This is a genomic window from Mesorhizobium sp. P2_D1 (assembly GCF_056404455.1).
Map to the genome: position 1 here is coordinate 1 of NZ_JBFUDZ010000030.1, position 23,615 is coordinate 23,615.

Sequence of the window (23,615 nt, forward strand, 5' to 3'; positions counted from 1 at the left end):
GATCCACACGGACTCATTCTCATCAAGGGAATGGTGCCGACGCGAGATAATTGAGGCGAAACGACATAACCGGCCTCTCGTTATAGCGAACTGTATCTCCGACATTGACGAGCGGGGCTTTCCATATCTTGGAAACGTACCGATCATACGGCTGGACGAACAAAATGATAACCGCGTCGATGTTGTCATACGCGCGTTGCTGGGCGAGATTCTGAGGGACTTTTTGTGGCAGTGCCGAGTGGAACTAATGCGTGTGAATGCGAAGCCGGGTGTGACCTTCCTCCCAAGGCCGCCTGAGTTGATCTCCTTGGCCGACTTGGTTCCTGCCAATGACGGGGAGCAAGCGGTCATCGTCTATCCGGACCCTCCTCTGGGCGCCGAGGAGGAGCGCCTATTTCACGACATAGCGCCGAACCTACAGCTCAGGAGCGTTACCGAATGGCTCGCGGGAGCGGTGCGATGACGTACCGTGAAGTCTTTGATGGTAAGGTGATCGCCGTATCGACCTCCGACAGCCCTGACATGGCTGCGCTAGGTCTTCAAGGGGAACATCTTCGCGACGCGATGACGGAAATCGCCAGGCATACATTGGCTCTCGGGGCTAGTTTGGTTTATGGTGGGGACCTTCGCGTCGGTGGATTTAGCAAGCTTTTGTTTGAGCTGGCTGCCCGCCACGGCCGCGACGCGGGTAAGCGCGGAAGGCACGCCGTCACTAACTATCTCGCGTGGCCGGTTCATATCCATCAACAAGCGGAGCAACTCGTCCAGGCTTCCGCGGAGCTTGAGGGCGCGGCCGAACTCAGGCTGCTCGATCTCGATGGAAATGCGATGGGTATGAACGAGCGGCGCAAGCTCAAGCCTCAGCAGCCGTCGGAGCCGCAGTGGGCGCGTGGGCTCGCGACGATGCGGCATCGAATGATTGCCGAAACACACGCGAGGATCATCCTGGGAGGCCGTGTAGACAAGTTCAGGGGAAACATGCCTGGCATCGCCGAGGAAGCACTCTATTCCCTCGAAGCTAAACAACCGCTCTATGTAATGGGTGGATTTGGCGGATGTGCTCGCGATGTCGCCGAGGAGATCGGTGTCCTTAAGAAAGGGGTTCCTAGGCCATGGCACGGGCGAAATCGTTTTAGGGCGTTTAAGAAAACTGACCTTAACAATGGTTTATCGGCCGACGAGAATATGGTTTTGGCGTCAACTCCGCACGTCGATCAAGCGATCATTCTGATATTGCGCGGCCTGACACGGCAATTGAAAGACCGCCAGGCTGCGAGGGATTGAGAACGCCCTTGGATGGGTGTCGAGTTCTATTCAGTCCAGTTTCTGCTTAGGCGTTCCAGGTCGGGTCGAAGGCTTCGATAGCCTTCTCGTATTGGGCAATTCGGTTTTTGAGGGTTCCCCAGCCCCATACTCTGATGATGATGTCCCGACCGACCTCCTTCTGGCCTTTGGTCAGTTCGATCGCCAAGCTATCGAGCTTGCCGTCGTTCGGCCCGGTGTGGGTGAGGTAGTTCCTTTAGAGGAAACTGCTATCGAGCGCTTTCCTGACATCGTCGATGACTGTCTGGCGGTCGACTTCCGTATCTTGATAAATGCACTTGCACTGGATGCCGACAAGGTGGCCGGAATCACGACGGCGATAACCTGTGATGTCCAGTCCATATTGTGCTTGGCCATTCCGGCCAAAACGCGTGAGTCCGTCATCATCGAGAAGTTCGGACCAGAAGGTTACCGAAGCTCGCTCGAAATCCTGCCAGTTTGCGGGAGGGCGAATCTGAGTCTGGGATACGGTCATTTGGGTCGGTTGATGGCCCCTCTAAAAAGACACGATCATGATTTGTTCCGGCTTGAGCCTCCTGGATGCGGCAACGCCCGGAATTCACAGCGATCTGGGGTCGATCAGAACGAGGCCTCCGCAGCGTGGCTGCGGAGGCCTCGTTTGTTCGCGGACTCAGTTTAAGTCGCCGGAGGACTCAAATGGGTGCTCAGGGACAAAGTTGACCTCAGCAGCGAGGCGCCCGGGAAATTGCTTTAGTTCCGGCTCTTGTCAGCAGGTGAACCAACTTCGAGTGTCGAACGAGCCATCTATCATGACGTTGAGCCAGATACGGTGACGCGTCAGGGTCTCAGAGACAGACCTTATGTCGCATTGGAGCCAGAATGCTTCTCCCAGAGACAAAATCAGGTCGCATCCTCAGTCTCGGATGTCGCTCAGCTGCACCCGCTCGTGGCACCACAAGTATCGCACTTCTCGCAAGTCCCGTTCCGCACCATCGTAAAGTTCTGGCACTCGGAGCAGGAATTGCCGGTGTAGCCCTGTAGCAGTGACTTGGCGCGGCGGTCGTTGGCGAGTTTCTTTGCCTCGGCCGCTTCATTGGCCGCGGCGTCGGTAAACAGTGCCGCCGTGGCGTCCGAAGCAGCGCCCGCCGCTTCCTCGAAAGCGATGTCCTCGGCCAATTCCTTCGCCCGTTCCTCATAGTCGCGCTTGTAGGCGACTGCTTCGTCGGTGGCCGGCTTCAGCGCCAGCACGTTGGAGCCGGAGAAGGCGGTCGGCACTGAGCGGGCAGGGGCGCCCGAGGGAGCCGCAAACCCCTTCGGGTCGTTGCCGCTCACCCGCGACACCAGCTTCACCGGCGAGGCGCCACGGGTCAGGCCCTTGGAGACAGCGTCGGTCTTGCCCTCGCTGATGCCGCGGCCAAGTGCGGTGTTGGAAAAGTCCGACTGGTCGACATGGGCGAGGTCGTTGCGGCCGAGATAGGAGATCGCGAGTTCCCGGAACACGTAGTCGAGGATCGACGTCGCGCTCTTGATCGCATCATTGCCTTGCACCATGCCGGCCGGCTCGAACTTGGTGAAGGTGAAGGCGTGCACATATTCGTCGAGCGGCACGCCATATTGCAGGCCGAGCGAGATGGCGATGGCGAAGTTGTTGAGAAGGCCACGCAGCGTCGCGCCTTCCTTGTTCATGTCGATGAAGATCTCGCCGAGACGGCCATCGTCATATTCGCCGGTGCGCAGGAAGATGGTGTTGCCACCGATCTTGGCTTTTTGCGTGTAGCCCTTGCGGCGCCCGGGCAGCTTTTCCTGCTCGCGCGACACGCGCTCGATGATGCGCTCGACGATCCGCTCGGTGATCTGTGCGGCGCGCGCCGCCGCCGGTGCGGCGATCAGCTGCTCGATCGCCTCGTCCTCGTCGTCCTCGCCATCGGCGAGCAGCGAGGAGTTGAGCGGCTGCGACAGCTTCGAGCCGTCGCGGTAGAGCGCGTTGGCCTTCAGCGCCAGCTTCCACGACAGCATGTAGGCGCCCTTGGCGTCTTCCACCGTCGCGTCGTTCGGCATGTTGATGGTCTTGGAGATGGCGCCGGAGATGAAGGGCTGCGCCGCCGCCATCATCTGGATGTGGCTATTGATCGACAGCGAGCGCTTGCCGATCTTGCCGCACGGGCTGGCGCAGTCGAACACCGCCAGGTGTTCGGCCTTGAGGAAGGGCGCGCCTTCCAAGGTCATCGCACCGCAGACATGGATGTTGGCGGCCTCGATGTCCTTCCTGGAGAAGCCCAGCGCCGGCAGCATCTCGAACGAGAAGTCGTTGAGCTGCTCGTCGGTGAAGCCAAACGTCTCCTTCACCCAGTCGGCGCCGAGCGTCCACTGGTTGAAGACGAACTTGATGTCGAAGGCCGACTTCAAGGCTGCGTTGAGCGCCGCGATCTTGTCGTCCGTGAACCCCTTCGCCTTGAGCGCGCCGGGATTGATCGCGGGCGCCTGGTTGAGATTGCCGTGGCCGACCGCATAGGCCTCCATCTCGCCGATCTGGGCTTCGGAGTAGCCGAGCGTGCGCAGCGCTTCCGGCACGGCGCGGTTGATGATCTTGAAGTAGCCGCCGCCGGCCAGCTTCTTGAACTTCACAAGCGCGAAGTCGGGCTCGATGCCGGTGGTGTCGCAATCCATGACCAGGCCGATCGTGCCGGTCGGCGCGATGACGGTCGCCTGCGCATTGCGATAGCCATGCTCCTCGCCGAGCTCGATGGCGCGGTCCCAGGCAGCCTTGGCGTGCACTGCAAGGTCCTGCTGCTTCAGGTCGGAGGCGACCAGCGGCACCGGGTTGACGGCGAGCTTCTCATAGCCCTGCTTCTCGCCATAGGCGGCACGGCGATGGTTGCGCATGACGCGCAGCATGTTCTGCGCATTGCGGTCGTAGTCGGCGAAGGCGCCGAGTTCGGCGGCCATTTCGGCCGAGGTGGCATAGGCAGTGCCGGTCATGATCGCGGTGAGGGCGGCGCAGATGGCGCGGCCCTCGTCGGAGTCGTAAGGGATGCCCGAGGTCATCAGCAGGCCGCCGATATTGGCATAGCCGAGGCCGAGCGTGCGGTATTCGTAGGACTGCTTGGCGATCTCCTTCGACGGGAACTGCGCCATCATGACCGAGATTTCGAGAACGATGGTCCACAGCCGCACGGTGTGCTCGTAGGCGGCGATATCGATCGTGCCGTCGGCGTTGCGGTAGGGCAGGAGGTTGATCGAGGCCAGGTTGCAGGCCGTGTCGTCGAGGAACATGTATTCCGAGCACGGGTTGGACGCCCGGATCGCACCGGCCGAAGCGCAGGTGTGCCAGTCGTTCATCGTCGTGTTGAAATGCAGGCCCGGATCGGCCGACGCCCAGGCGGCGTAGCCGATCTTTTCCCACAGGTCCCGCGCCTTCAGCGTCTTCAACACCTTGCCGTCCTTGCGGGCGGTGAGGTGCCAGTCGGCATCGTCCTCGACRGCGCGCAGGAAATTGTCCTTCAGCGACACCGAATTGTTGGAGTTCTGGCCCGAAACCGTGAGGTAGGCATCCGAATCCCAGTCGGTGTCGTAGGTCTTGAACGACATCGACGTGTAGCCCTGCTTGGCGAACTGGATGACACGGTAGATGTAGTTCTCCGGCACAGCGGACTTCTTGGCCGCCTTGATCTCGCGCTTCAGCGCGGTGTTGATCGACGGGTCGAAGCAATCGTCGTCCTGGCCTTCGCAGTTGACGCAGGCCTTCATGATCGCTTCGAGGTGCTTCTTGACGATCTTTGAGCCGGTGACCAGCGAGGCGACCTTCTGCTCTTCATTGACCTTCCAGTCGATGAATTCCTCGATATCGGGATGGTCGGCGTCGACAATGACCATTTTCGCGGCGCGGCGTGTCGTGCCGCCCGACTTGATGGCGCCCGCCGCGCGGTCGCCGATCTTGAGGAAGCTCATCAGGCCGGACGAGCGACCGCCGCCGGACAGCTTTTCGCCTTCGCCGCGCAGCAGCGAGAAGTTGGAACCGGTGCCGGAGCCGTATTTGAACAGGCGCGCTTCACGCACCCAAAGGTCCATGATGCCGCCCTCGTTGACGAGGTCGTCCTGCACGCCCTGGATGAAGCAGGCATGCGGCTGCGGATGCTCATAGGAGGATTTCGACTTGGTCAGCTTGCCGGTGAACGGGTCGACATAGAAGTGGCCCTGGCTCGGGCCGTCGATGCCATAGGCCCAGTGCAGGCCGGTGTTGAACCATTGCGGGGAATTCGGCGCCACGCGCTGGGTGGCCAGCATGTAGGCAAGCTCGTCGCGGAAGGCGCGGGCGTCTTCTTCCGACGCCTTGAAGTAGCCGCCCTTCCAGCCCCAGTAGGTCCAGGTGCCGGCCAGCCTGTCGAAGACCTGGCGCGCGTCGATCTCGGAACCGTAGCGCTCGGCTTCCGGCAGCTTGGCAAGCTCGGCCTCATCGGCGGCGGAGCGCCACAGGAAGGAGGGGACGTCGTTCTCCTCGATCTTCTTCAGCCGCGCGGGGACACCGGCCTTGCGGAAATACTTCTGTGCCAGGATGTCGGCGGCAACCTGGGAGAACTGCGCCGGCACATCGATATTGTCGAGACGGAACACCACCGAGCCATCCGGATTCTTGATCTCCGAAAGCGCCTTGCGGAATTCGATCTCCGCGTAAGCAGATTGCCCTTGCTTGGTGAAACGACGCTCGATGCGCATTGGTCCGATCCCTTTTGTCTATATATAGCGCTTTCGTCAGGGGATTTCTGCCCCCAATGCGAAACACGCATGTCCGCCGCCTGCCGGCGTTCGAAAACGGCCGGCTCTCCATTTCGCAGTCTCCGCCGGCCCTGCTGGTCAAACTCCTTGCGAAGTGCCTGTCCAACACGCCGACGAACCCCGCGGGTCCCTCAAAACTGATTTTTTTCCGATTCCCTCACTCGAGGGAAGTTCACACTATCTAGCGTCGAACCTGCCTGCAAACACTAAATATAGTGTTAACAGACAATTTATTCCAGTCCGACAATTCTCCCTATTGTCCCCAACCGCCCCACAACCCCAACGCTTCCGCCGGCCTCGTAAACGGGCGGAAATGCGGGCAAAAACGCACATAATCCGGGAAAAAGACCGGGCTCAGAACTTTCCGGTCGCACTCTCAACAGGAGCGCATGGCCTATAAAAGGCGACTCGTTTTGCGCCGTCAAGGATTCGTTTGCGTAGCTTTTGTGACCCCAACATCTTGTGTGTCACATATGTGGATAACGGGGATAGATTTGCCGCGCGGCGACCTCTTCGCCGCTGAATCACCAGGGATTAGCCGTAATGCATTTTCGGCTTTGGCTCGGTGCCGGTGAACTGCACCCCGACGCGGTCCTTGCGGCGCCAGCGAACCTCGCATCGATAGGCGATGCCGTCGAGCGGCACATAGAGAAGAAAGCGATCGGGAACCCGGGCCTCGAGCGGTATCTTCAATTCGGCGCCGCTGTCGTGCTGATTGCGCAGCGTGCAGCCGACCTCCGAGTTCTGAATCCCGGTGATGATCGTTCCACCCTTGAGCACGCGCGGACGATGCTCGCGCTTGGGCTCGCCGGGATCTTCCGGCAGTGGGTCTACAGGGTTCACCATCGATAACACGCCGAACGATTCTTATCCGTGAATGGTTAGCAAACCATTCATGGCGTCGCATCGAAAACCGTGCCGGTGTGCCTGACAGGTGTGGACCGGGCCCTTGGCGCTGGACGTCCGATCAGGGAAATCTATGCGGATCGGCGCAGAAATAGGCGATGATCTGGCAAAGGTCGGGTTCGTTGATCATGCGTACCGCGTCCTTGGAACTGACCCATTTGCGGGTGCGCGAATTTTTTTCCTTCCAACGATCCGCGATCTTGTCGACGTGCAACGGAAACACCAGGACTTCGCACGGCACTTCCTCGCCGGAAGCCAACACCTTGGCGTAGAAATAACGACCGGCCTCAAGGTGCGACACCGTTCCGCGCAGTCCGGCCTCCTCGCCGGCCTCGCGCGCGGCAGCCTCGCAGAGCGGCTCCCTGGCCTCCGGCCAACCCTTGGGCAACACCCAGCGGCCGGTATCGCGGCTGGTGATCAGCAGGACCTCGACGCCATTACCGGTATCCCGCCAGGGTAGGGCAGCAACCTGCAGACGACACGGCGCCGTGCCGAAGAGTCGCCGGACCCTTTCAGCCAGATGGTTGTGCGTCGTTGGCCTTGTCAACATCGGAGAAGCTAGCCCCAGCCTCCAGAATCGTTTTGCCGCCTCACGAATCTTACGGCCAATGGTCAGCAATAAAAGTAAAAACTTTGGATGCACTGGCCAATTTCCGCCAACAAAGGTCGAATTCACAGGAAATCGTACCCTGTGGGCCCATTCCGAAAGCAAATGGTACCCGGGAGTGGCTACAAATTTAGTAAAAACGCGCTGTCGCGAATCAGCCGGCGTGATCGTCGGCGATCGGCTTCTGATAGGTGAAGCCCATGTCCCACGGGAAATAGATCCAGGTGTCTTGGCTGACTTCGGTGACGAACGTATCGACCAGCGGCCTGCCTTTTGGCTTGGCGTAGACAGTGGCGAAATGCGCCTTCGGCATCATCGCGCGCACAATGCCCGCCGTCTTGCCGGTATCGGTCAGGTCGTCGATGATCAGCACGCCGGCGCCGTCATCGGCCAGCAGGGCGGGGGTGATCTCCTTGAGAACCTGCAGTTGCCCCTGGCTGGTGTAATCGTGATAGGAGGCGACGCAGACCGTCTCGATGACGCGGATGCCGAGTTCGCGCGAGATGATGGCAGCCGGAACCAGTCCGCCGCGCGTGATGCAGACGATCGCTTTCCATTGCCCCTTGTTGGCACCCGCAAGCCGCCACGCAAGCGCGCGGGCGTCTCGATGGAACTGGTCCCAGGAGACTGGAAAGGCTTTTTCGGGAAGGGACATGTCGCGCACTCCGCAGCACGCGGGGATCGCGCGCAAAGAAAACAGGGGAATGCGCGCGGAATTAACTGGAAAGCCTTGGCCTTGGCAAGGGCAGGGCCGGCGATCGCTGTGGACTTAAAGCGCGTCGCGTTGAACGGATTCAAGCGACGCGCTTTAAGTTTTTGTTTTCTGCGTGTCGTTCTCCCAAAACCAGGGTCCCTTTTGGGCGACACGCACTAGCGCGACAGGAAGGCCGCCACCGGCGCCGTGCGCAGAACGGTGCGCGTCACGCCGCCGAACAGAAGCTGGCGCAGCCAGGAGTGGCTGTAGGCGCCGAGCACCAGCAGATCGGCGCCGGTCTCCGCGATTCTGGTCTGGATGATGTCGTCGATGGAATTGCCGCCCGACCTTTGCACCGAGACGCTGACGGTGGCGCCATGGCGCGACAGCGCGGACGCGATTTCGGCGCCGGCGGCTTCCGGGCTCTCGTCGAGCGAGTCTGGTGGGTCGATGACCAATATGTCGGTTTTCTCGGCTTCGATGATGAACGGCAGCGCGTCGAAGGCGGCGCGGGCGGCTTCCTTGCTGCCGTTCCAGGCGAGCAGCACATGCTTGAAGGTGGTGACTAGCGGGCCGGCGTGCGGCACCACCAGCACCGGGCGCCCGGCATCATAGACCAGCGTATCGACATCCGCGCTCGGGTCGCCGCCCGTCTCGCGCTGCGCGGCGATGATCAGATCGGCGGCGCGCACGCTGGAAATGCCGGTCAGCGCGCTGTCGCCCGAAAAGCTCTCCAGGCTTCGCCACTCGAAGGAAAGTCCGGAGTTCTCGATATGCCGGAGAAAAATGGCCTGTAGCTTCTCGGCCCGCTCGCGGTTCATGTCGGCCGAAACCTGCAGGAACTCGGTGTCCGGAAAGCCGGTGGCCGAGGTGTAGGGCACAGGAAGCGTTTCGGCGTGGATACCGGTCAGATGGCTCTGGAACCGGTTGGCGAGCGGAACGGCGCAGTCCAGCACGCGCTCGGCGTCCTGTTCGTTTTGCAAAATGGCGACGATGGTCTTGAATCGCATGGTAATCCCCTCAGTTTACAAGCGATAGAATTGCGGCCGATCGAACTCGCATGAAGGAAACGTCGCAGCGTCGTGCTTGGTTCCTGTCTGGACCAGATCAGCCCGGATTGCTGGCGAACCCGGCCACCATTGCCTCGACATCGGCACGCGCTGCGTCAAGCGCTTCCTGGCTGCGGGCGCGCACGACCAGTTCGGTCCAGAATTTGCCATCGCCATATTTCGGATAGGAGCCGATGATCGTGTCCGGATGCGCTTTCTGGATGTCGCCCAGCGGTCCGCCGATGAGGCCTTCGCCGAAGGGACAGTGCACGCTTGCCGATAGCATCCGGGTGCCGGCCTTCAGCGTCGGCACGACATTGTCGAGCATCGCCTGGAAGATCGACGGGACGCCGGCCATGACATGGACGTTGCCGATGCGGAAGCCGGGCGCAACGGACACCGGGTTGTCGATGAGATCGGCGCCGCGCGGCATCCGCGCCATGCGTTTGCGGGCCTCGGTGTATTCGATGCCGCGCGCGGCATAGCTTGCCTCGAGCATGGCATAGGCCTTGGCATCGTATTCGCAAGGCACGCCGAAGGCCTTGGATATCGAATCGGCCGTGATGTCGTCATGCGTCGGGCCAATGCCGCCGGTGGTGAACACATAGGTGTAGCGTGCGCGCACGGCATTCACCGCCGCGACGATCTCGTATTCCTCGTCCGGAACGATGCGTACTTCCTTCAGGTCGATGCCGATCGCCGTCATGATATCGGCGAGATGGCCGATGTTCTTGTCCTTGGTGCGGCCGGACAGGATCTCGTCACCGATGACTAGCATGGCGGCGGTTACGATTTCGGGCATGGAAGGCTCCGGCAAGACGAGTCGCCTCAGATAGCGCGGCGCGGCAGCAGCCGCAATGCCGGCTGGGCGGCGAACAATCTGTGCCGGTATGCGAGATATCCATCGAACCAGGCCCGGTTTCGATGCAAGGTTGCAGCGGCACCGGATGCGGCTAAGCTCAAGCCGGTTCTGGTGCGGGTGAACAATGCTCCTGTCGTTTCTGTCATGGCTGCTGGCCGGACTTTTGTTGCTGGCGGTCCTGGGGATCGCCAGTCTGGTGCTGGCGACGCTGTGGATCGCGGCCAAGACCGAAAGGTTGGTGCCGCCGGTCGGTAAATTCATCGAGGTCGACGGCAACCGCATCCACTATGTCGATCAGGGCGAAGGGCTGCCGATCGTGTTCCTGCACGGGCTTGGCGCCCAGCTCCACCATTTCCGGCACACGCTGTTCGGGCGGCTGGGTGCGGGCTACCGGTTGATCGCGCTCGATCGCCCGGGCGCGGGCTATTCGGTGCGTGCGAGCGGGGCGACAGGGCGGCTGCCCGAACAGGCCGAGATCGTGCGACGCTTCATTGAAGCTCTCAGGCTGGAAAAGCCGCTGGTGGTCGGTCATTCCCTGGGAGGTGCCATCGCGCTGACCCTGGCGGTGGAACATCCCGAGGCGATTTCCGGCATCGCTCTCCTGGCGCCATTGACCCATATGGAAGCCGGCGGGCGCGAAAAGTTCGGCTCACTCTATATTCCGTCACGCCTGTGGCGCTGGATCATGAGCTATACGGTGGCGATACCGACAAGCCTCAGATATGCGCGGCCGACAATGGAATTCATCTTCGCGCCGCAGGTCCTGCCCGGCGATTACATGGTCGGAGGCGGCGGCTGGCTCGGGCTCAGGCCGGCCCATTTCTACGCCATGTCCTCCGATGTCGTGGCGATTGAGCGCGACCTTGGCCGCATCGAGAAGCGCTACGGCGAGATCGCCATGCCGGCCGGCATTCTCTTCGGCGATGCCGATCGCGTCACCACGTTTCACACCCAGGGTGCGCCGATGAGGTCAAGGATCGAGGGGCTCGATTTCGAATTGGTCGAGGGCATGGGACATATGCCGCAATTCGTCGCGCCGGAGCGGATCGTCGCCTTCATCGAGCGCGTCGCCAATCGAGCCTTCGCCGGTCGGGCATCACCGCCGGCTCACGACAATTTCACTGAACCATCAGGCTGATTGCCGGTTTTACCCGCGTCGCACCCAAGGCGGCAAAGACACGGAGTAGTTCAATGGTCACGAAACTTCTTGCAGCATCCGTCCTGACGATCGGTCTTGCCACATCGGCGATGGCGCAGTCGTCGGACAGCACCTATTCCAACAATCACGACTGGTGGCCGTTCGGCAACGGAAACCATACAAGCGTCGATACCACCACCACCGGAAGCATCAACGGCGACCGATCAGGCTTGAACACCCTCGGCAATACCGGCCCGATCGGCCCTTGCGCCTCCGACACCGCCGGTCCCGATGCGAATGCCCAGGGGAACGTGAACGATCAGTATTGCGGCAAATAGTCGGAGCACGATCCCCAAAAGCGAGTAATCGGTTTTCGGAAAAGATCGCGCTCAAAAAGACAAAGCCCGCAGGGCAGCCGCCGGCTGCGGGACGTCTTCTCTCCGGACGTCCGCGGTCGGCGCCCTGCCTGCCCGATTACTGAGACCAGGATACAAGAATTTACTCGGAGACTTCTGTCTGCGGGCGGTCCCGGCCGTCGGCCAGTTCGTCGTGCCATTTGCCTTCGGCGTCCTCGTACTGGATGCCGTCCGTAGCTCCGGCGACCTGTTGCTCGGCCGAAGCGATTTCGGCGGCGCGCAGCGCGTCCTGATGCGTGGGAAACGTCTCCGAGAAGGTCGCACCGACCTTATAGGCCCAGCCGCCGTCATGCTCGACGATCTTGTAAGTCAGCTTCGCCATCAAAACCTCCAGTTGAAAGGTCCGTCTGCTCAATGCAGCCGGCCGTCGGGCAGTCTGTCGTCGGGCACCAGCACTTCCGATTCCTTGGCGGCTTCAATCAGTGCCCGGCGCGCATCTGCTGTCGAACGATAACCTTCCAGCACTTTGAGGCAAGTGTCGAGGGCATCACGATGGCGCGGACCGCGATTGAGCGGCCAAACGGTCATCAGGCACTCAGCCGCTTCCTGGGCGCTGCGGATATGGCGATATTTGCCGACGTGGCCAAGTTCGACGACGACCGGCACTTCAAAAGGTTTGTTGTCCATCATGGCCGCAACGCAAAGCAGCCAATTTGGTTGCRACCATGTCCTTCAGCCTGCGCCCAAAAGTCGCGTCGCGTTTGCGACACGCTCTAGGTCAGTGTTTGACGCATGTCGTCATTCCAAACCGGATCCACTTTTGGGTGACATGCTCGGGCGTCTCAGTAGCCGCAATCGTTGCGCAACCAGCGTGCATTTGCCCATCCGGTCCTGCCGCCGATCTCGACCTGATACCAGTTGCCGCGGCGGTCGAAGATCTCGGTGTGATCGCCATTGAACAGCTGGCCGATCATCCGCGAGGACGAGTTCGGCCGTGTCCGCACGGCAAGAAAGCCGCTGCCGGTCGCCAAATTGTAGCGGCCGGACAGGCCGTGCACCGTGCCCTCGCAATATTGCGCGCTGGCCGGTGTCGACGCGCCGATCCAAAGTCCGGCCACAGCTGTCAGTGCTGCAACAGGCAAGAATGCCCTGAACGACATGATTTCCTCCCAAGCCCGGCCGCGCCCGCCGCAGCCTCACCCAAGGTAACAGTTCGCGGACAGAATTGAAGCCAAGCTGTGGCAAACTGTCCAGAACTGCGGGCCGCGCCGGGATCAGGAGAACCGATCGATCAGCCCGCCGCCTTCATCCAGTGCTGCATCGTCGTCACCGAACGGGCAAGCTGCGGCGCCGGGTGGATTGTCTCGCTGAACGTGGCCGCCGCACGCCATCCCCAGCGCGGATCGGCCAGGAAGGCGCGCGCCAGCGCCACGATGTCGGCGCGGCCCTCGGCGACGATCGCTTCGGCCTGCTTCGGGTCGTCGATCAGGCCAACCGCGCGGGTCGCAATGCCGGCGCCCTTGCGCACGGCTTCCGCCAGATGCACCTGGTAGCCCGGTCCGGTGGGCAGTTTCTGCAACGGTGAATTGCCGCCGCTCGAGCAGCAGAGATAGGCGACGCCGACATCCTTGAGGGCTTTTGCCACTTCGATCGCATCCTCGATGTCGAAGCCGCCGTCGACCCAGTCCTTTACCGACAGCCGCGCGCCGAGCATCAGATTTGGCGCTGCCTTCCGCACTGCCTTGGCGATCTCGACGGCAAAACGCATGCGGTTTTCCAGCGAGCCGCCCCAGCGGTCCGTGCGCTGGTTGGACAGTGGCGACAGGAACTGGAAGATCAGATAGCCGTGTGCCGCGTGCAGTTCGAGGAAATCGAAGCCGGCGCGTTCGGCACGTCTTGCCGCCTCGGCGAAGCGTTCGATGAGCTGCAGGATTTCTTCTTCCTCCAGCGCTCGCGGCACGTTCCAGCCGGTGTCGTAGGCGATGGCCGAGGCCGACACCGTCTGCCAGGGATCCTCGTTTGGCTGCAGCGGCCCGCCGCCCTCCCACGGCTTGCGGTTGGAGGCCTTGCGGCCCGCATGGGCAAGCTGCGTGCCGAACTTCGTGCCGGGAGCGGCGACGCGTCTGGCCGCATCCAGTGTCCGGCGGGCGGCCGCCTCATTGTCTTCGGAATAAAGGCCGAGGCACCCATGCGTGATACGCCCGCGCCGTTCGACATCGGTCATCTCGACCGTGACCATGCCGGCGCCGGACATGGCAAGGTTCATCCAGTGGTAGAGGTGCCAGTCGCTGGCCGAGCCGTCTTCGGCGGAATATTGGCACATCGGCGCGACGGCGATGCGATTGGGGAAGGTGAGGCCGTCAAGGGTGATTGGCTGAAAAAGCGATGCGGTCATGAGAAAGGGCTCCGGGAGGGGTAAACCGCTATCTAGGTAGTGGATCGAAGACGCGCCAGACACGAGAAGGTGACACGCCCTTTTTGGACCGATTGCCTGCATTGCGCAAATGCCGGTTCGCGGCTACGCCTCGACCGGGTAGCATGGAGACCACGATGGAAGATCGCATTCGCATCCGTTCGGAGGAAATCCTCTCGGACGACTGGGCTGTCCTGAAGAAGACCGTCCTCGACTACCGCCGGCGTGACGGACTGTGGGAAACGCAGATCCGCCAGACCTATGATCGCGGCGACGGCGCGGTGATCCTGCCTTACGATCCCTCGCGCTCGACCGTGCTTCTGGTGCGTCAGTTCCGCTATCCAGCCTACGTCACCGGCCACCGCGAGCCGCTGATCGAGGCCTGTGCCGGCCTGTTGGACGAAAACGATCCGGAAACCTGCATCCGCAAGGAGGCCGAGGAAGAGCTGGGTTACCGGCTGCAGAACGTGGAACGGCTGTTTTCACCCTATATGAGCCCGGGCAGCGTCACCGAACGGCTCTGGTTCTTCATCGCCCGCTATTCGCCTGCCGACCGCATCTCGGCCGGCGGCGGCGCGCCGGAAGAGGGCGAGGACATCGAAGTGCTGGAAATGCCGCTCGACGAGGCACTGGCCGGCATTGCCGATGGCCGCATCATCGACGCCAAGACCATCATCCTCATCCAGCATCTGAAGCTGAATCCGATTCCTGCTTGATCGATTTTCTCGCGTTGCATCCTGTCGCCAGGCTGGCTCTCGGATCGATGGCCGAATAAGGTCGTTGGCCGTGGATATTCAGCGTTCGCGCGCCCGGCGCGCGGAGGCCGGCCCGGGGCCGCGCATATAGTGAAGTTCTGGCCGGTAGCGCGGTGCGACGAATTCGCGAAAGGCTGATGCCAACCGAGTGATCAAGGCCAAGCGTGCCATGGCCCAATCTCGGTAAGACGCTGCGGGACGCCGTTCGTTTCCGAATTTTGGCTGTGCTATCCACATGACGGCAAAGTCCGTGACGTTGAAGCCGACGCCGATAAGGTCGCGCGTGATGGACCGCTTGAACAAAAGACTGAATCGGATTGGATCGCCGTCAGAAATTCCCATGACATCTCAGACGACAGGAGGGCTACCGCCAGGGCCGTGACCAGGAACACTGCGGGAAGGCCGAACAGAAGCTTGCGCGACATCATTGTCCCAACCTCACACGCCGGTGTCGATGTGGAACAGCGTCTTGCGCCCGGCATGTCTGAAGCTGTCGGAGCAAGAACCGTGCCACGCCTGCGCCCACGCGCGATTCCGGCCGGACCAATCCTTGCCCACGGCCTCCCAAGCTGACGCACGCAGATGTCCCGTAATGGGTCACTTGCGCTTGGCACCAGATTTGCAGTGTCAGCAATGCCGGGTGTTGGGGCCGGCATTGGGGTGGGTGGGGGCCTCGCCGCTTCGCAAATGGAGCGGCGAGGCTTTTCGTTCAGCCATCAGCCTTCATGCGGCTCGACAGCCGATCGGGGTGACGAGAGGCCGCCGAGCCTAACCGGCTTGGGGCTTCTTGTTGGGGCAAGCCGGCTGAAGCCAACCCTAATATTAGCTACCCTGCAACAGAAGCCTGTTCGGACGTTTTCCCCTGCTATTGGCCGCTGTGCTGCAAGTCCACAAAGCTGGATGTTCAAGCGCTGATCGACTGGCTCGGCCGGATCGCGAGTCGATGCATTGGGAAACTGGTGCGGGACGTGTTTGACGATATCGGAGAGTGGCGCGGAGCCTGCATTTTTGCCGTTTGGATCATACCGACTTTGCGGTGGACACGACCCGGGCGGGGCGGCCCAGCGGCCTGGTTGCTAGTTGTGACCGGCAGCTAGGCGGCTGGGCCTGACCGGCGGGGCGGGTTGGGGCGGCGCCGGCTGGCGACGATATATATGCCACTGCTAATATAAGGGGAACACACCCATATGAACGAAGGAAGTAGCAAAAGGTGGAGCACAAACCGGCCGCAATCTAGATGGTGAGCGTTTTCGAGAAGCCGCATTGGCGGACCGTGCTCGACCACCAGAGACAGGGCCAAAGCGATGGCGGCGGCAAGGGAGATCGCCGACAAGGTGAGGATCGCGGAGGTCGCGCCGAAGGTGATGCGCTGACGGGAGTGGATTCTTGCCGGGGCGGCCCAGCGACTTGCTAGGGGACTAGCAGCGGTGGCCGCTGGGCCTAACCAGTCCGGGCTCGAGGAGGCGCTGTGCTGGCTGACCCGAAGCATGCGCCCGCGCTAATGCGAGAGCCAGAGCGCATCCGCATGAAGGGCTACCACCGAAAGGTTGAAGCGCGCCGCTGCCGACGGAGAGTGAGGGACGAACCCCGAATGCAAGATGGCTCTATGAGGTACACCCGGATGAGGTACAGCCGCGCCTCACATGGCGAGCCTTTTGACCGGCTCACGGAACAAGAGAGCGGGGATCCGGTTTCAGGGGGATGGKAGGAAGTGGACATGCCAAGCAAAGTCAAGGATCCGCCACCGAAGCCTGACACGAAGAAGACGCTCCGTCGTCCCGACAAGGAAGCATCGCCGGAGCCTGAACATGTCGATCCGCCACCGCGAGACGTGCGAGAGGCCCCGGCACCAAATCCAAATGGCGACAAGAAGTCCTGATCGCAGGGGCGCGACGAAGGGTCCGCCGCCCGATCGTGGCGGGCTTCTCCATTGAGCGCTGATTTCAACATGGTGCAGAAGACAGGATTCGAACCCGCACGATCAAAGCTCAAGGGATTTTAAGTCCTTTGAAGCTTTGCGCGTTGCTGGTAGGCTGCCAGAGCGGCAAGTAGAGGGAAGGGGAATGCTTATGATCAGTCGCAGTTCGTTCTTTCGCGCGGTCGCCATCTGTGGCGTGCTCGCGATCTCTTCGGTGGCCGGCGACGGCTTTGACGGCATTTTGGGCTTTCGCCTCGTCAACCCGGCGGAAGCAAAGACGGTCGTGATCCAGAGGACGACCATCTACATCACGACCCTGCCCAAAGGATGCGTGAAGACCACCTACAACGGTGGCGCCGTGGTCTGGAAATGCGGGACGAAGTATTACCAGCCCTACAAGGGCCGCTACGTGCTGGTTTATATCAAGTAAGGGCGCTCGCCTCACCGCAGAGGCCCCAAACAGCCTTTTCGCTAAGCCGCTGGCGTGACACTGCGCGCCGGCAGCCGTTCGGCTGCGGTCCCTGGTTCGTCCGAGGGAGCCTTTTGCCTGGAGGCGCGGCAGCCGAGAGTGGTGCGGACGACGGGAATCGAACCCGTACGATCAGAGATCGAGGGATTTTAAGTCCCTTGCGTCTACCAATTCCGCCACGTCCGCAGGCCGCGATTACAAGCACTTAAGCGAACATAGGTCCAGCCATTCAAGCCCGCTTTGGCACCGGATTGGCACTGAAAGGCCGGATTACTGTTCTGCGCCCGTTGTCATCGTGGTTTCAATCGCCGCTGCAACACCTTCGTCCGACCGTGTGAACAGATGGGCGTGGACTGACAGCGTGACCACAGCTGACGCATGCCCTAGGCGACGGCTGATTGCAACCACATCGAGCCCACTGGCGATCAGTGCGGGAGCATGGGGTGTAAGGTCGTGGAACCGCATTTTGGCTGGGCATACGCTACGTTCCCAAGCCAAGACGAGTGCGAAGCCGAGAACGAGCACGGCGGCGACGTGCTGGACGAACCGCACGACAAGGATGCAGACGAGCCATCACTCGGGCGGACCGTAGGAACCGATCAGCGGCTCACGATGAAGGTCGATAATACCGCGTGGATCGAGGATGGCGAACAGGACGCTGGGGAGATGCCCGAGGAATGCTGGAGGGTGGACGGAATCTGAGTTTCGACCCAGTTTGAGAGGTTCCCGCCGTCCCTGGTGGCGGGTTTCTCACCGGTGCCCACATCCCTCCGGTGAAGTTGTCCGAATCGGCGATCTGCAAAACGTTAAGTGGGTCCGAATCGTACTTAGCGCCGAACCAACCTTCATATTCAATGCGGATCCAAAACTGGGCTTGCGGTTTCCAAAAGCTTTGCCGCGGATCGCTGTGCGTCATCCCAAACGAGCAGGTCGTCTTATCGCCGTTTTGGAGGAGTGGAATTTCCGTCGACTGAGTGAAACACGCCAGCCACCGCTTTTTGGCATCCTCATTGGCACCGACTCCGAGCGCCGCTTTGAGGCCCGCCTGGTCGTGAACGATCAGGCGGATATTTTTCGCGGGAATTGATCCAGAGTTCAGCACCACGAGATTGTAGGCGATCCCATCGTTTCCGCCGCTGTGAGTTTTGACCGCGGCCGTTACGATCGGGCGAAATTGTCGCCTCCAGAAGTAGACGGACATGCCAAGTGCAACCAGAGATACGGCCAGAGCGGCAAGCGCCAATAAGGTGTCCAAGTTCGTTCTCCTTCTCGTCTTGGCCCGCCTGGCTAACGACGGCGGGCCTCTTCAAGGCGGAAACACGAGGTACATCCCTCGTGGCACTTGAACAAATCTTGGTCAACCTCTCCCCTGGTCAACCAGCTTTGAGCGTTCCCCTGAAGCGGGCCGCTCCCGATGGAGTGCAGGGAAGAACGCGAAATGCAAGATGGCTCTATGAGGTACAGCCGGATGAGGTACACCGCGCCGCCAACGGCCCGCCTCAAGGTGGCGGGCTTTTGATTTGGCACCGCAATTGGCACCGGAAGAGCAGGGAAGGGTAGGGAAGGGAAGGGTAGGGAAGGGTAGGGATTGATAGATATGTCGGGCTCAGGCCGCGCCTGCAAAGCCCGGAAAACAAGGCTGGCCAAGACTGCGAAGGACGCGTCTGGGCGGCCTGGCTCGCATCTAAGATCCCTTGCCTCTACCAATTCCACCACATCTGCAGGCCGGCCTTTTTCAGATGTCAGGATGCGGGCCGTCCAGTCGTGTTCCTGGTCAAGTCTGAATACGGAAGCCAGACCGGGGCGGTTTGAACATAATGGTGCGATCACGGAATTATGCGCGCCGGAGGTACTGGTATGATACTACTCGGCGGATCAAACCCGCCCAGGCCGGCGCTTCTCAGCCCAACCCATCACCCCGCCCAACTGGGGGCGTCGGCCGCCCCTTCCACCAAAAGAGCTTCTTGAGCCACGGCCTTGGTCGGGTCGCGCCAGGCCGCTGGCGAGGCTCAGAACTTGTAGCTCAAATTTATACCCACCGTGTTCAGCTTCACATCCTGGTCGCGGTCGGTGAAATCGCCGGACGCGTCAAAATGCTCCGAGCCGAAATCATAGTAGCGATACTGGGCGCCGACGACGAACTTGTCGGTCAGCGCGTAGTCGACGCCGGCACCCACTGCCCAGCCGACACTCGTGCGTGAGCTGTCGAACGCCGTGCCTGTCGCTTGCGACGTTTCGATGCCGGCAAAGGCGATGCCGCCGATGCCATAGACCAGCAGCCGGTCCATTGCGTAGCCGGCCTTGGCGTTGATTGATCCGAACCATTTGACGTCGGTGCCGAAAGTGTTTCCCGGCTCCGCCTCGGTCGAGCCGTCGACCGAGGAATAGTTGAGGTCGGCCTCGGCGCCGATCACTGCCTGGTCGAACTGCCACAGGCCGGCGATATGGCCGCCGACAAAACCGCCGTCGATATCGGGCGAGACGGAAAATGGCTCGCCCCCCGTCCCGGTGATATCGGACTGGCCCCAGCCATATCCTGCCTGCAGGCCGGCGTAGTAGCCGGTCCAGTCGAAGCCGGGCGCGGTCATCGGGACGTCGACGGTGGGGTCGGCTGCGGAAGCCGGCACGGCCAGGGCAGCGAGAAAACCGGCAGTTGCGACCATCAGGCGACGCACATCGAACTCCCCGAAATGACGAATTCAGAAAGGCCCTTGCAGGAAGGGTAACCCGATTTACGACAAAACGGAATCCTATTCTGGCCGATGCCGCCCGCTAGCCCGGTGCCGCCAGGCCGGAGACAAGCGGCATTGCCGCGGCAGCGTCGCCGTGCAAGATCGGCGGTTTGTGGAGAAAATTCCCGATGCGCGTCCTGTTTCTCCCGATCGCTGCAACGGCCATCGGACTGCTCGCCTGCGGCCTCGCCATGGCCGAGCCATTGACGCTAACAATCGCCAAGGCCGTGGTGGTACCCGATCCGGCGCCAGGACAAGTGGCGCTCAACCTCAAGATGACGCCGGACAGTGGGCGTGCATTCGCCGCTTTCACCAAGGCGAATGTCGGGAAGACGATTGATCTCAGCGTTGGCGGCAACGTCGTGATGTCGCCGCGGCTGGTCGAACCCATCCTCGGCGGCGAGGTCATGATCAGCGGCAGGTTCGCCAAGGGCGAACTCAGGCGTCTCGCCGATCAAATTTCGGCCGGAAAGGCGAAAGTCACGGTCGACGTCAGCGCGCGGTAGCCTTGGTGAAAGGCCGGACGCAACAGGTCCCAGTTTGATGCTGGTCAAAACCACACCGGCTTGGCACAGTCGGGCAAACAGGAGTCTTTCATGGCCAAGAAGCCATCGGCGCACGCGACGAAACCCAAACCCTGGACCGAGATGGCGACGCAACTGGTCGATGTCGCCATGGGGCGCAAACCCGCCGATCTCGTCATCCGCAACGGCCGCTGGGTGAACGTGCATTCTGGCGAGATCATCGCGGGGACCGACATCGCCATCGCCGGCGGGCGCTTCGCCTATTGCGGGCCGAACGCCAGCCATGCCATCGGTCAGGGCACAAAGGTGGTCGACGCCGGCGGGCGCTATCTGGTTCCCGGCCTTTGCGACGCGCACATGCATGTCGAGAGCGGCATGGTGACGGTCACCGAGTTCTGCCGCGCCGTCATTCCGCACGGCACCACCTCGATGTTTATCGATCCGCACGAGATCGCCAATGTGCTGGGCCTGCCCGGCGTGCGGCTGATGCATGACGAAGCCGTCGCGATGCCGGTCAACGTGCATGTGCAGATGCCGTCCTGCGTGCCTTCGGCACCAGGGCTGGAACATGCCGGCGCCGAGCTGACGGTCGCTGATGTCGCCGAAGCGATGACTTGGGAAAACATCATCGGGCTGGGCGAAGTGATGAATTTCCCCGGTGTCGCCGCCAACGACCCGGTCATGTCTGGCGAGATCGCGGCGACCGTGAAAGCGGGGAAAACGGTTGGCGGACACTATGCCTCGCGCGATCTCGGCCTGCCGTTCCACGGCTACGTCGCCGGCGGGCCGGAAGACGACCACGAGGGCACGCGCGCCGAGGATGCCATTGCGCGCGTGCGCCAGGGCATGAAGGCGATGCTGCGGCTGGGCTCGGCCTGGTATGACGTCGCCTCGCAGATCAAGGCGGTGACCGAGAGCGGCATCGATCCGCGCAACTTCATCCTGTGCACGGACGACAGCCATTCCGGTACGCTGGTCCATGAAGGCCATATGGACCGGGTGGTGCGGCACGCCATCCAACAAGGGTTGAAGCCTGTAACGGCAATCCAGATGGCGACGCTCAACACCGCCCAGCATTTCAAGCTCGAACGCGAGATCGGCTCGATCGCGCCGGGCCGGCTGGCCGACCTGCTGATCGTCTCGGATCTCTCGGCGATGACCATCGATGAGGTCTATGCGCGTGGCGTCAGGCTGGCCAAGGGCGGCAAGCTCGAAATCGACATTCCAGCCTATGACTACCCGAAGACGGCCAAGAACACCGTCAAGCTCGGCAAGAAACTCAAGGCCGGCGACTTCGATATCGCGGCTCCCAAGGGCGCCAACGAGGTGCGCGTGCGCGTCATCGGCGTCATCGAGAACCAGGCGCCGACGCGTGCACTGGAAGCGGATCTGCCGGTCGAGGACGGGCTGGTCGCCATGGATCGCCGCAACGATATTTGCCAGATCGCGCTGGTCGAGCGCCACAAGGGCACAGGCGGCGTCACCAACGCCTTCGTCTCCGGCTTCGGCTACATGGGCGATTGCGCCATGGCCTCGAGCGTGGCGCACGATTCGCACCACATCATCGTCGTCGGCACCAACAAGCAGGACATGGCGCTGGCCGTGAACCGACTGGGCGAGGTCGGCGGCGGCGTCGTGCTGTTCTCCAAGGGCAAGGAACTGGCGCTGGTCGAAATGCCGATCGCGGGGCTGATGTCGGACGAGCGGGCGGAAATCGTCGCCGCCAAGGCCGAGAAGCTGACCGAAGCGATGCGCAAGATGGGCTGTTCGTTGAACAACGCCTATATGCAGCACTCGCTGCTGGCACTGGTCGTCATTCCGGAACTGAGGATTTCCGACGTCGGGCTGATCGATGTGACGACGTTCCAGAAGGTCGATCTTTTCGTCTGAGATCAGCCGTCGGCGCTCGGATGATCACCCGCCAGCGCCGACGGTCAGCACCTTGAACGGCGTGGTGATCACGACCTCGGCGACCGAGCCGACGGCCTTGCCTATACCTTGGCCGATGTCATCGAACCGCACCGCGTCGGGCTCGTCCGCTCGTAGAGCGGCCGGTGTGCGCAGCCGGTCGCCGAGCAGTTGCACCAGGATCGGGTTGTCGGCGAATTTGGCATGGTTCAAACGGTCGCCGCTCTTGGTCTTGGTCAGGTCCACCACGACCACGCCATAGCTGGCAAGGTCGGCGGCATTGCCGTAATCGCCAACGCGCGGCTTGTCGCCAGAGATCAGGGAAGACAGCTTGAGCGCGCGGTCGTCGCCCGAGAGCAGGATGGCGAACGGCTTGTCTGGCTTGCCGTAGCGGATCATCTGCTTCTTGAACACATCGACATCGATGTCCGGCGAGGCCAGAACGACATAGCCGAGCTTGCCGCCGAGATCGCGATCGCCGGTGATGGCGAGCTGCCGCAGCGCTTCCATCGTCACCCAGGTTCCCATCGAGTGAGCGATGATGTCGATGCTCTTGACCCGCGTCTTGGCCAGCATCCTGAGCGTCGCCTCGAGGTCGTCGCGCGCCGCGTTGGCGCTTTCCTTGTCGTAGATATAACCGGTCGTCTTGCCGCTTGACGCCCAGGAAAACAGCACCGGAGTGCCGGGATATTTCGTGTCGTGGGCAATCTGCGTCAGCCGATAGATGCCGTCGTCGAAACCGTTGTTGAAGCCGTGCACGAAAACCAGCGCACGTCCGCCGCTCATGGCGATGTCGGCGCCGACCGCCTTGGCGAATTGCGGCGCGCCTTCATAGAAGGTCACGTCCTTGGCGGTGAAATCCTTGGCCGGATTGCTGTTTGCGGATCCCTTGACCCGCTCGATGGCGCCGAGCTGATGGCTTTTGGGAACGGTCACGTCGACCCGGGCAAAGCTGGTGGTCAGCGAACGGTCGCCGTCGTAGACCTGTCGCGGGTTCTTTGTTGCCCTCTGCCGGGTGGTGGCAACGAAGATCTCATGCGTCGCTGCGATGTCGGAAGCGGGCACCGGGATCGTCGTCTTGTTGAGCAGATCATGGGTTTTCTGGCCGGCGCAGCCGGTGACAGCGAGCGCGAATGCGACGACAAGGTAGCTCTTCGAACGCACGGTCACACGCCGGCTCCGCAAAGGGGACGTCAAACGCATGACGTCGCTGGATATTCCGATAAA

The 23,615-nt window shown here is 61.7% G+C and carries 24 protein-coding genes and 1 tRNA gene; 9 read left to right on the forward strand and 16 right to left on the reverse strand.

Annotated features, from left to right (window positions below):
- The coding region (locus AC1D0I_RS20705) for a hypothetical protein (RefSeq protein ID WP_477397368.1) at positions 1-463 on the forward strand (463 nt) is incomplete at its 5' end.
- Positions 460-1,284: a hypothetical protein gene (locus AC1D0I_RS20710; RefSeq protein ID WP_477397370.1), complete on the forward strand. Its 825-nt coding sequence runs from the start codon at positions 460-462 to the stop codon at positions 1,282-1,284. The genes AC1D0I_RS20705 and AC1D0I_RS20710, both read left to right, overlap by 4 nt.
- 46 nt (positions 1,285-1,330) lie before the next feature.
- Here AC1D0I_RS20710 and AC1D0I_RS20715 read toward each other — a convergent pair whose 3' ends face one another.
- From AC1D0I_RS20715 to AC1D0I_RS20750, 8 genes are all read right to left on the reverse strand, one after another.
- Positions 1,331-1,471: a hypothetical protein gene (locus tag AC1D0I_RS20715; protein WP_477397372.1), complete on the reverse strand. Its 141-nt coding sequence runs from the start codon at positions 1,469-1,471 to the stop codon at positions 1,331-1,333.
- A 48-nt stretch (positions 1,472-1,519) separates the two neighbouring features.
- Positions 1,520-1,798 (reverse strand): hypothetical protein, encoded by a 279-nt coding sequence (locus AC1D0I_RS20720; protein WP_477397374.1) that lies wholly within the window; start codon positions 1,796-1,798, stop codon positions 1,520-1,522.
- Positions 1,799-2,214: 416 nt separating this feature from the next.
- Positions 2,215-5,997 carry a vitamin B12-dependent ribonucleotide reductase gene (locus tag AC1D0I_RS20725; RefSeq protein WP_477397376.1) on the reverse strand — a complete coding sequence of 1,261 codons (3,783 nt, stop codon included), beginning with the start codon at positions 5,995-5,997 and terminating at the stop codon, positions 2,215-2,217.
- Between the two features lie 594 nt (positions 5,998-6,591).
- On the reverse strand, positions 6,592-6,903 hold the full coding sequence (locus AC1D0I_RS20730; RefSeq protein WP_477228531.1) for a PilZ domain-containing protein: 312 nt from the start codon (positions 6,901-6,903) through the stop codon (positions 6,592-6,594).
- Between the two features lie 121 nt (positions 6,904-7,024).
- Positions 7,025-7,513, reverse strand: a complete 489-nt coding sequence (locus AC1D0I_RS20735) for an NUDIX hydrolase (protein ID WP_477306424.1) — start codon at positions 7,511-7,513, stop codon at positions 7,025-7,027.
- Positions 7,514-7,724: 211 nt separating this feature from the next.
- A complete protein-coding gene (gene gpt, locus AC1D0I_RS20740) occupies positions 7,725-8,225 on the reverse strand; it encodes a xanthine phosphoribosyltransferase (protein WP_006200882.1) in 501 nt (166 codons plus the stop codon).
- Positions 8,226-8,440: 215 nt separating this feature from the next.
- Entirely contained in the window at positions 8,441-9,274 is an 834-nt protein-coding gene (locus tag AC1D0I_RS20745; RefSeq protein ID WP_457153476.1) for a universal stress protein, read from the reverse strand.
- A 97-nt stretch (positions 9,275-9,371) separates the two neighbouring features.
- On the reverse strand, positions 9,372-10,115 hold the full coding sequence (locus AC1D0I_RS20750) for a competence/damage-inducible protein A (protein ID WP_477397378.1): 744 nt from the start codon (positions 10,113-10,115) through the stop codon (positions 9,372-9,374).
- A 184-nt stretch (positions 10,116-10,299) separates the two neighbouring features.
- Here AC1D0I_RS20750 and AC1D0I_RS20755 point away from each other — a divergent pair, with 184 nt between their 5' ends.
- Both AC1D0I_RS20755 and AC1D0I_RS20760 read left to right on the forward strand, forming a co-directional pair.
- Positions 10,300-11,313: an alpha/beta fold hydrolase gene (locus AC1D0I_RS20755; protein ID WP_477306218.1), complete on the forward strand. Its 1,014-nt coding sequence runs from the start codon at positions 10,300-10,302 to the stop codon at positions 11,311-11,313.
- Positions 11,314-11,366: 53 nt separating this feature from the next.
- The gene (locus AC1D0I_RS20760; protein WP_477397380.1) at positions 11,367-11,651 is read left to right on the forward strand and encodes a hypothetical protein; all 285 of its coding nucleotides are present in this window, start codon (positions 11,367-11,369) and stop codon (positions 11,649-11,651) included.
- A 160-nt stretch (positions 11,652-11,811) separates the two neighbouring features.
- Here the strand turns inward: AC1D0I_RS20760 and AC1D0I_RS20765 are convergent, their stop codons facing one another.
- The 4 genes from AC1D0I_RS20765 to AC1D0I_RS20780 form a co-directional block, all read right to left on the reverse strand.
- A complete protein-coding gene (locus tag AC1D0I_RS20765; RefSeq protein ID WP_095090749.1) occupies positions 11,812-12,051 on the reverse strand; it encodes a DUF2188 domain-containing protein in 240 nt (79 codons plus the stop codon).
- A gap of 29 nt (positions 12,052-12,080) precedes the next feature.
- On the reverse strand, positions 12,081-12,359 hold the full coding sequence (locus tag AC1D0I_RS20770; RefSeq protein ID WP_477228526.1) for a DUF982 domain-containing protein: 279 nt from the start codon (positions 12,357-12,359) through the stop codon (positions 12,081-12,083).
- A gap of 152 nt (positions 12,360-12,511) precedes the next feature.
- Positions 12,512-12,829 (reverse strand): SH3 domain-containing protein, encoded by a 318-nt coding sequence (locus AC1D0I_RS20775; RefSeq protein ID WP_095090747.1) that lies wholly within the window; start codon positions 12,827-12,829, stop codon positions 12,512-12,514.
- Between the two features lie 131 nt (positions 12,830-12,960).
- Entirely contained in the window at positions 12,961-14,064 is a 1,104-nt protein-coding gene (locus tag AC1D0I_RS20780) for an NADH:flavin oxidoreductase/NADH oxidase (protein ID WP_477306214.1), read from the reverse strand.
- A 155-nt stretch (positions 14,065-14,219) separates the two neighbouring features.
- On the opposite strand from AC1D0I_RS20780, the gene AC1D0I_RS20785 reads away from it, so the two are divergent.
- The 3 genes from AC1D0I_RS20785 (at position 14,220) to AC1D0I_RS20795 (ending at position 17,185) form a co-directional block, all read left to right on the forward strand.
- Positions 14,220-14,798, forward strand: coding sequence for an NUDIX domain-containing protein (locus AC1D0I_RS20785; RefSeq protein ID WP_477306212.1), 579 nt, complete (start codon positions 14,220-14,222; stop codon positions 14,796-14,798).
- A gap of 1,756 nt (positions 14,799-16,554) precedes the next feature.
- Complete coding sequence (locus tag AC1D0I_RS20790) at positions 16,555-16,716, forward strand: hypothetical protein (RefSeq protein ID WP_477397382.1); 162 nt, start codon at positions 16,555-16,557, stop codon at positions 16,714-16,716.
- Positions 16,717-16,906: 190 nt separating this feature from the next.
- Positions 16,907-17,185: a hypothetical protein gene (locus AC1D0I_RS20795; protein ID WP_477397383.1), complete on the forward strand. Its 279-nt coding sequence runs from the start codon at positions 16,907-16,909 to the stop codon at positions 17,183-17,185.
- Positions 17,186-17,324: 139 nt separating this feature from the next.
- On the opposite strand, the gene AC1D0I_RS20800 is transcribed toward AC1D0I_RS20795, so the two are convergent.
- The 3 genes from AC1D0I_RS20800 to AC1D0I_RS20810 form a co-directional block, all read right to left on the reverse strand.
- Positions 17,325-17,410 (reverse strand) — tRNA-Leu (locus tag AC1D0I_RS20800).
- Between the two features lie 421 nt (positions 17,411-17,831).
- Positions 17,832-18,479 (reverse strand): hypothetical protein, encoded by a 648-nt coding sequence (locus tag AC1D0I_RS20805; RefSeq protein WP_477397385.1) that lies wholly within the window; start codon positions 18,477-18,479, stop codon positions 17,832-17,834.
- A gap of 754 nt (positions 18,480-19,233) precedes the next feature.
- A complete protein-coding gene (locus tag AC1D0I_RS20810; RefSeq protein ID WP_477397387.1) occupies positions 19,234-19,899 on the reverse strand; it encodes an outer membrane protein in 666 nt (221 codons plus the stop codon).
- 185 nt (positions 19,900-20,084) lie between these two features.
- Between AC1D0I_RS20810 and AC1D0I_RS20815 the strand changes: the two genes are divergently transcribed.
- Together AC1D0I_RS20815 and ade are read left to right on the forward strand one after the other, a co-directional pair.
- Positions 20,085-20,462: a SecDF P1 head subdomain-containing protein gene (locus AC1D0I_RS20815; RefSeq protein ID WP_477397389.1), complete on the forward strand. Its 378-nt coding sequence runs from the start codon at positions 20,085-20,087 to the stop codon at positions 20,460-20,462.
- A gap of 90 nt (positions 20,463-20,552) precedes the next feature.
- Positions 20,553-22,370, forward strand: a complete 1,818-nt coding sequence (gene ade / locus AC1D0I_RS20820; RefSeq protein ID WP_477397391.1) for an adenine deaminase — start codon at positions 20,553-20,555, stop codon at positions 22,368-22,370.
- A 24-nt stretch (positions 22,371-22,394) separates the two neighbouring features.
- Here ade and AC1D0I_RS20825 read toward each other — a convergent pair whose 3' ends face one another.
- Entirely contained in the window at positions 22,395-23,558 is a 1,164-nt protein-coding gene (locus tag AC1D0I_RS20825; RefSeq protein ID WP_477397393.1) for an alpha/beta hydrolase, read from the reverse strand.
- Positions 23,559-23,615: the final 57 nt, after the last annotated feature.

Coding starts and splice junctions, on each gene's coding strand:
- AC1D0I_RS20760 (WP_477397380.1), top strand. CDS start 11,367: ATGGTCACGAAACTTCTTGCAGCATCCGTCCTGACGATCGGTCTTGCC.
- AC1D0I_RS20790 (WP_477397382.1), top strand. CDS start 16,555: ATGCCAAGCAAAGTCAAGGATCCGCCACCGAAGCCTGACACGAAGAAG.
- AC1D0I_RS20710 (WP_477397370.1), top strand. CDS start 460: ATGACGTACCGTGAAGTCTTTGATGGTAAGGTGATCGCCGTATCGACC.
- AC1D0I_RS20745 (WP_457153476.1), bottom strand. CDS start 9,274: ATGCGATTCAAGACCATCGTCGCCATTTTGCAAAACGAACAGGACGCC.
- AC1D0I_RS20815 (WP_477397389.1), top strand. CDS start 20,085: ATGCGCGTCCTGTTTCTCCCGATCGCTGCAACGGCCATCGGACTGCTC.
- AC1D0I_RS20785 (WP_477306212.1), top strand. CDS start 14,220: ATGGAAGATCGCATTCGCATCCGTTCGGAGGAAATCCTCTCGGACGAC.
- AC1D0I_RS20775 (WP_095090747.1), bottom strand. CDS start 12,829: ATGTCGTTCAGGGCATTCTTGCCTGTTGCAGCACTGACAGCTGTGGCC.
- AC1D0I_RS20770 (WP_477228526.1), bottom strand. CDS start 12,359: ATGATGGACAACAAACCTTTTGAAGTGCCGGTCGTCGTCGAACTTGGC.
- AC1D0I_RS20730 (WP_477228531.1), bottom strand. CDS start 6,903: ATGGTGAACCCTGTAGACCCACTGCCGGAAGATCCCGGCGAGCCCAAG.
- gpt (WP_006200882.1), bottom strand. CDS start 8,225: ATGTCCCTTCCCGAAAAAGCCTTTCCAGTCTCCTGGGACCAGTTCCAT.
- AC1D0I_RS20780 (WP_477306214.1), bottom strand. CDS start 14,064: ATGACCGCATCGCTTTTTCAGCCAATCACCCTTGACGGCCTCACCTTC.
- AC1D0I_RS20755 (WP_477306218.1), top strand. CDS start 10,300: ATGCTCCTGTCGTTTCTGTCATGGCTGCTGGCCGGACTTTTGTTGCTG.
- AC1D0I_RS20735 (WP_477306424.1), bottom strand. CDS start 7,513: ATGTTGACAAGGCCAACGACGCACAACCATCTGGCTGAAAGGGTCCGG.
- AC1D0I_RS20720 (WP_477397374.1), bottom strand. CDS start 1,798: ATGACCGTATCCCAGACTCAGATTCGCCCTCCCGCAAACTGGCAGGAT.
- AC1D0I_RS20765 (WP_095090749.1), bottom strand. CDS start 12,051: ATGGCGAAGCTGACTTACAAGATCGTCGAGCATGACGGCGGCTGGGCC.
- ade (WP_477397391.1), top strand. CDS start 20,553: ATGGCCAAGAAGCCATCGGCGCACGCGACGAAACCCAAACCCTGGACC.
- AC1D0I_RS20795 (WP_477397383.1), top strand. CDS start 16,907: ATGATCAGTCGCAGTTCGTTCTTTCGCGCGGTCGCCATCTGTGGCGTG.
- AC1D0I_RS20750 (WP_477397378.1), bottom strand. CDS start 10,115: ATGCCCGAAATCGTAACCGCCGCCATGCTAGTCATCGGTGACGAGATC.